Source organism: Acinetobacter sp. AOR41_HL, from assembly GCF_027854645.1.
GTDB classification, from domain to species: domain Bacteria; phylum Pseudomonadota; class Gammaproteobacteria; order Pseudomonadales; family Moraxellaceae; genus Acinetobacter; species Acinetobacter nosocomialis.
This window is the reverse complement of the sequence record NZ_JAKTHZ010000003.1, coordinates 125898-132007: the sequence shown is the minus strand read 5'-3', so window position 1 is coordinate 132007 and position 6110 is coordinate 125898. Positions and strand designations below refer to the sequence as shown.

At 40.7% G+C, this 6110-nt stretch carries 5 protein-coding genes and 1 pseudogene; 4 read left to right on the top strand and 2 right to left on the bottom strand.

Going from position 1 to position 6110, the window contains the following annotated elements; genetic code table 11:
- The first annotated feature begins 75 nt into the window (after positions 1 to 75).
- Both MKL35_RS00795 and MKL35_RS00790 read left to right on the top strand, forming a co-directional pair.
- Positions 76 to 1284, top strand: a complete 1209-nt coding sequence (locus MKL35_RS00795; protein WP_000343018.1) for an IS256-like element ISAba26 family transposase — start codon at positions 76 to 78, stop codon at positions 1282 to 1284.
- A 34-nt stretch (positions 1285 to 1318) separates the two neighbouring features.
- Positions 1319 to 1648: pseudogene (locus tag MKL35_RS00790) on the top strand (SDR family oxidoreductase); the annotation flags it as partial.
- Positions 1649 to 1699: 51 nt separating this feature from the next.
- Here the strand turns inward: MKL35_RS00790 and hemW are convergent.
- Positions 1700 to 2854 carry a radical SAM family heme chaperone HemW gene (gene hemW, locus MKL35_RS00785; protein WP_032009911.1) on the bottom strand — a complete coding sequence of 385 codons (1155 nt, stop codon included), beginning with the start codon at positions 2852 to 2854 and terminating at the stop codon, positions 1700 to 1702.
- A 117-nt stretch (positions 2855 to 2971) separates the two neighbouring features.
- Between hemW and MKL35_RS00780 the strand changes: the two genes are divergently transcribed.
- Together MKL35_RS00780 and abeM are read left to right on the top strand one after the other, a co-directional pair.
- Complete coding sequence (locus MKL35_RS00780; protein WP_001984522.1) at positions 2972 to 3433, top strand: DMT family transporter; 462 nt, start codon at positions 2972 to 2974, stop codon at positions 3431 to 3433.
- 32 nt (positions 3434 to 3465) lie between these two features.
- Positions 3466 to 4812 carry a multidrug efflux MATE transporter AbeM gene (abeM, locus tag MKL35_RS00775; RefSeq protein WP_004710751.1) on the top strand — a complete coding sequence of 449 codons (1347 nt, stop codon included), beginning with the start codon at positions 3466 to 3468 and terminating at the stop codon, positions 4810 to 4812.
- 33 nt (positions 4813 to 4845) lie between these two features.
- On the opposite strand, the gene MKL35_RS00770 is transcribed toward abeM, so the two are convergent.
- Entirely contained in the window at positions 4846 to 6096 is a 1251-nt protein-coding gene (locus tag MKL35_RS00770) for an acyl-CoA dehydrogenase family protein (RefSeq protein WP_004710753.1), read from the bottom strand.
- Between the last annotated feature and the right edge of the window lie 14 nt (positions 6097 to 6110).

Sequence of the window (6110 nt, the reverse complement as noted above, 5' to 3'; positions counted from 1 at the left end):
GGGACTGTTCTAAATTTTGTGTAAGTACTTAATTTTCATTTATCCTTCAGAGGATAATTACAAAAGGTACTTCACATGGATGAAGCAACAATCAAAAGTATGGCTGCCGAATTGGCTAAAGGTCTAAAAACACCAGAAGACTTAAACCAAATGACAGCAGTCTTTAAAAAATTCATGATTGAAACTGCACTCAATACTGAACTTTCAGACCATCTCGGTTATGAAAAGCATCAGCCCAAGAAAGGCTCAAATAGCCGTAATGGGTTTAGTTCTAAAACCATTACAACTCAAGATGGACAACTGGCTTTAGATATTCCCCGTGATCGAGAAGGTTCATTTGAGCCACAAATTATAAAAAAGCACCAAACACGCATCACCAGTATGGATGACCAAATCCTCTCACTGTATGCAAAAGGAATGACTAATAGGGAAATTGTAGCCTTCTTCAAAGAAATGTACGATGCCGATGTGTCAGCATCTCTCATCAGCAAAGTTACCGATGCTGTGATTGAGCAAGTGACTGAGTGGCAAAATAGAGCCTTAGATAGCCTTTATCCTGTTGTCTATCTTGACTGTATTGTTGTCAAAGTCCGTCAGCACTCCAATGTGATTAACAAGTCCGTATACCTTGCTTTAGGCATCAATATGGATGGGCAAAAAGAATTACTGGGTATGTGGATTGCTCAGACAGAAGGTGCCAAATTCTGGCTGTCAGTCATGACAGAGCTAAAAAATCGAGGAGTACAGGACATTCTTGTTGCCTGTGTAGATGGATTAAAAGGCTTCCCTGACGCGATAGCCTCTGTTTACCCTCATACTGATATTCAACTGTGTATCGTGCATGTTGTACGCAATAGCCTGAGATTTGTAAGCTGGAAAGACTACAAAGCTGTTACGTCGGGTCTGAAAGCGATTTATCAGGCAAGTACAGAGGAAAATGCTTTAAAATCCCTAGACATCTTCTGTGATCAATGGAATCACCAGTATCCCAAAATTGGAGAATCCTGGCGGGCCAATTGGGAAAATATCCGAACGATCTTTAGCTATCCAGCCGAAATACGTCATGCAATTTATACAACAAATGCGATTGAGTCGTTGAATAGCGTAATACGCCATTCAACGAAGAAAAGGAAAATCTTTTCATCTGATGACTCAGTAAAGAAGGTCATTTACTTAGCAACATCAAATGCTGCGAAGAAATGGACGATGCCAATTCAAAATTGGCGTTTAGCAATGAATTGGTTTACGATTCAGTTCGATGATCGATTAAAAGATCATTTATAAAAAATGGAACTTACACAAAATAATTTACAGGCTCATCGTGACTTCTCTTCTTGCAGCCTATACTGGACTCTATTCAACCTATGAAGGTTTAAAAGCACCTGTTGAGCATTACACCCGCGCTGCATCGAAAGAATTTGGTGACCGCCAGATTTCTGTAACTGCTGTTGCACCAGGTCCAATGGACACACCCTTCTTTTATGGCCAAGAGTCTGCTGAAGCAGTCGCTTATCATAAATCAGCTTCAGCTTTAGGTGGACTTACTAAAATTGAAGATATTGAGCCTCTCGTTCGCTTTTTAGTCACTGATGGTTGGTGGATTACGGGCCAGACGATTTTCGCAAATGGCGGTTATACTACCCGCTAAAATTAAAAAAGCCGCATCTCATCGTGCGGCTTTTTCTTTAGGACTATTTAATTATAAAAACTCTTCGAGTACCGAATTTAAGAAAATATGCCCTTGCTCTGTACAGGCCAAACGAGTGCTGTCCTCTGCCAGAAGTTTCCTTGCCCGTAATGAAGTAAGCACATCATTTAAATCATCTAAACTTAAGCCTGTACGCTGTTTATATAAATCGGCTTTTACCCCATCATTTAAGCGTAAAGCATTCATCATAAACTCAAAAGGTAGTTCATCTGCTTCAATCTTTTTCATTTGTAAATGTTCTGCTGGAACTTTAGCTAAATAGTCTTTCGGCAAACGAGTCTTTTGGAAACGATAGACGCCATCTGACTGTGTTACTTTGCCATGTGCACCTGCACCAATTGCAAGGTAATCACCAAACTCCCAATAATTTAAATTATGAGCTGAAGGCTGCTCTTTACGCCAAGCTGACACTTCATAATTGATAAAGCCATTTGCTTTTAGATATGCTTCGCCTTGCTCTTGAATATCTTCTAACACTTCATCTTGAGGTAAAACAGGCTGTGTTCGGAAAAATACGGTATTTGGCTCAATAGTAAGTTGATACCAACTGATATGTGTAGCACCATGCTCTACAGCCATCTTTAAATCATAAAGTGCTTGTTCGAGTGTTTGTTCAGGCAGACCATGCATTAAATCGATATTAACTCGCTTAAAGCCTGCTTGTCGTGCTTGCTCTATTGCATCCATAGCATTATTTGCTGAATGAATACGTCCAAGCTTTTGCAAGTGATCGGTATTAAAAGTCTGTACACCAATCGACAACCGGTTAATACCCGCCTCTAAATAGCCTGCAAACGGGTCATGTTCTAGTGTTCCCGGATTAGCTTCTAAAGTAATTTCACAGTCATCTTCAAAGTTAAGTAATGACTTAAGCTGCTCAAACAGCCATGCATAACCTTTAGCAGAAATAAGTGAAGGCGTTCCCCCACCAATAAATACACTGTGAATTGAACGCCCTTGTGCCATCTCAACTTGAGTTTCAAAGTCGGCCACTAAGGCTTTTAAATAGATTTGCTCGAGTTCTGAAGAAAGCGCACCATCAGGCACCGCATGCGAGTTAAAGTCACAATATGGACATTTACGCACGCACCAAGGCATGTGGATATATAAAGATAACGGAACAGAAGCAGGGTTTAATACAGCCAAGGAACAAGGTCCAATTTACACAATATTTCTATTTTAACATGACTGCATCAATGGGCTTATGAAAACATACCTTAATTGCTTTAGACTGTTTTTAAACATACTTAAATATTGATAAAAATGATGAAATTCTCTAGTCAACTTTTCCTGATCTTACCCTTAGCTATGGGAATCGGTGTTGCCATGGCTTTTCAGACTGCAATCAATGCTCAGCTTCGTGAGCAATTACACTCACCATTACAAGCGGCATTGTTATCATTTTTCATAGGCACAATTGTCTTGGCCATTATGGTGTTCTTCCAAAGTGCTGAAAAACCCTCTTTAAGTGAAATATCTAATATTCCTTGGCTTCTTTGGACCGGAGGATTTCTTGGGGTTTATGCAATTAGCATGAGCATTTATACTGCACCTAAGCTTGGTTTTTTAACCTTTACAGGGTTAGTCGTTTTTGGACAATTGGTCATTTCTATGTTACTTGATCATTTTGGCTGGTTAGGCACCGAAAAGACACCTGTTACATGGCAACGGTTTCTTGGTGGAGTGGTCATCTTTGTTGGTGTGTTACTCACCTTGCAGCGCTAGTTTCATTTTTATATTTATAAAGAGTACCTTTTGTGTCGAATGTCACGTCGTTTCGGGCTGAATTAAAACAACTCTTCCATTTAATGTTACCTATTTTAATTACGCAGTTTGCTCAAGCAGGGTTCGGGTTAATTGATACCATTATGGCTGGGCATTTATCTGCCGCAGACTTAGCCGCTATTGCGGTAGGTGTAGGTTTATGGGTTCCGATTATGCTTCTGTTTAGTGGAATCATGATTGCCACTACGCCGTTAGTTGCAGAGGCAAAAGGCGCTAGAAATACAGAACAAATTCCTGTGATTGTTCGTCAGTCATTATGGGTTGCCATCATTTTAGGTGTAATGGCTATGCTCATTTTGCAGCTTATGCCTTTTTTCTTACACGTATTCGGTGTTCCAGAAAGTTTACGACCTAAAGCAAGTTTATTCTTGCATGCTATTGGTTTAGGTATGCCTGCCGTAACTATGTACGCAGCGCTACGTGGCTATTCAGAAGCTTTAGGCCACCCACGTCCTGTAACCGCGATTAGCTTATTGGCCTTAGTGGTTTTAATCCCACTTAACATGATTTTTATGCATGGCTTAGGACCAATTCCAGCCTTAGGTAGTGCAGGCTGTGGCTTTGCGACCTCCATTTTACAATGGCTGATGCTGATCACTTTAGCAGGCTATATTTATAAAGCTTCTGCTTATCGAAATACCTCTATTTTTAGTAGATTTGACAAAATTAATCTGACTTGGGTTAAAAGAATTTTAAAGCTTGGCTTGCCAATTGGTTTAGCAGTGTTCTTTGAAGTAAGTATTTTTAGTACAGGTGCATTAGTCCTTAGCCCATTAGGTGAAGTGTTTATTGCTGCACACCAAGTGGCTATTTCAGTTACTTCTGTGTTGTTTATGATTCCGCTATCACTTGCAATTGCCTTAACCATTCGCGTGGGGACGTATTATGGTGAAAAGAACTGGGCTTCCATGTACCAAGTACAAAAGATTGGTCTAAGCACAGCAGTATTTTTTGCTCTATTGACCATGTCTTTTATTGCTCTAGGCCGTGAACAAATTGTCTCGGTTTACACTCAAGATATAGACGTTGTACCTGTTGCCATGTATTTGCTCTGGTTCGCAATGGGGTATCAGTTGATGGATGCTCTACAAGTCAGCGCTGCCGGCTGTTTAAGAGGCATGCAAGACACACAAGCACCAATGTGGATTACCCTAATGGCTTATTGGGTGATCGCTTTCCCAATCGGGCTTTATTTGGCACGTTATACCCATTGGGGCGTAGCTGGCGTATGGCTTGGTTTAATTATTGGTTTAAGTATTGCCTGTGTTTTACTGCTCTCACGGCTCTACCTAAATACAAAGCGCCTAAGTCAAACCTAATAAAAAAGCCGATGAAATATCGGCTTTTTTATTTTATGCAGACTTTGCCCGCGGGCTTGCTCCAATTTGCCAGACAAAAGGTAAATCCGTACGGTTTACTTCCCAATCTCCAATCACTTTTTCTTTATAAATAAGCGGATTATGTGAAGATACAGTCCTTGCATTACGCCAGAAACGGTCAAGTTGTTTCGTTTGGCTACTTGCTGATGCACCTAATGCATTAAATAACTGACTTGTTAAATCAAGCACTAAATTAGAAATTACGACCTGCCCTTGTGCCGACTCAAGCTCAGCATCTACATTAAACTGATGCTCTTTCACTTCAGACTCGGCAAAATGGCTTTCATAAGCCTTTTGTAATGCCTCGGCCGTTTTTAAGGTGATTGCTTCACTTGCATAAGCTTGAGCTGAGGCCTTACCGACCACTTGTAAAACTTGTGGGTCGTGACGAACCAAGTCACCATTACCATGACTAAAAATACGTTTGCGTTCACGAATTTCCTGACTGAACGTCTCGACTGCAGCACGCGCAATACCTGTTAATGTTGCAAGATGCACCACCTGATAAAAAGCGGTTTGATACTTAAAACGTTGGTCAAATGGAATGAGGTTTGAAGCTGGCAAATGAACCTGATGTACTTTTAAAGTACCACTGCCCGTTGTCTTTTGACCAAAGCCATCCCAATCATCAAGTACACTTACACCTGTTTCATGACGGTAAATAGCAGCAATCACATGACGGTCATTCACCTCATCGTAAGCAAATAAATCAATCCAGTCAGCAAAAATACTTCCTGTTGAATAGTACTTTTCGCCATTTACCACCAAGTTACCCGAAGCGTCTTTGGTGACACGTGTAACGACATCACCAATCTGTACGTTTCCAACTTCTGTCCATGCATTTCCGACTAAATCGCCTTGTATAAAACGCTGAAACCAGACCTCTTGTGAGTGCTCTTTATGAGCAACCAAACGGTCTTCAACAAATGCAAAATGACCACGTAAAGCTTGTACAATATTGGAATCAGCTTCTGCTAACTCTGCTAAAAGCTGGAACAGTTGAGGTAATGAAACCCCATCTCCACCATATTTACGGGGTACTCGTACAGCACCCAACTTAGCTTCTTTTAACCACTGAATCGGTTCAAAAGGTAAGATTCGCTCTTTTTCCCGTTGAATTGCACCTTGCGCAATTTTCTCAAAAATAGGACGAAATCTGTTTGCAACCTTTTCATAATCCGCACCGACCGATAGTTCTTCTAATTCAATTTGAGCTGTTGTCATCGTTATTCTCCTAA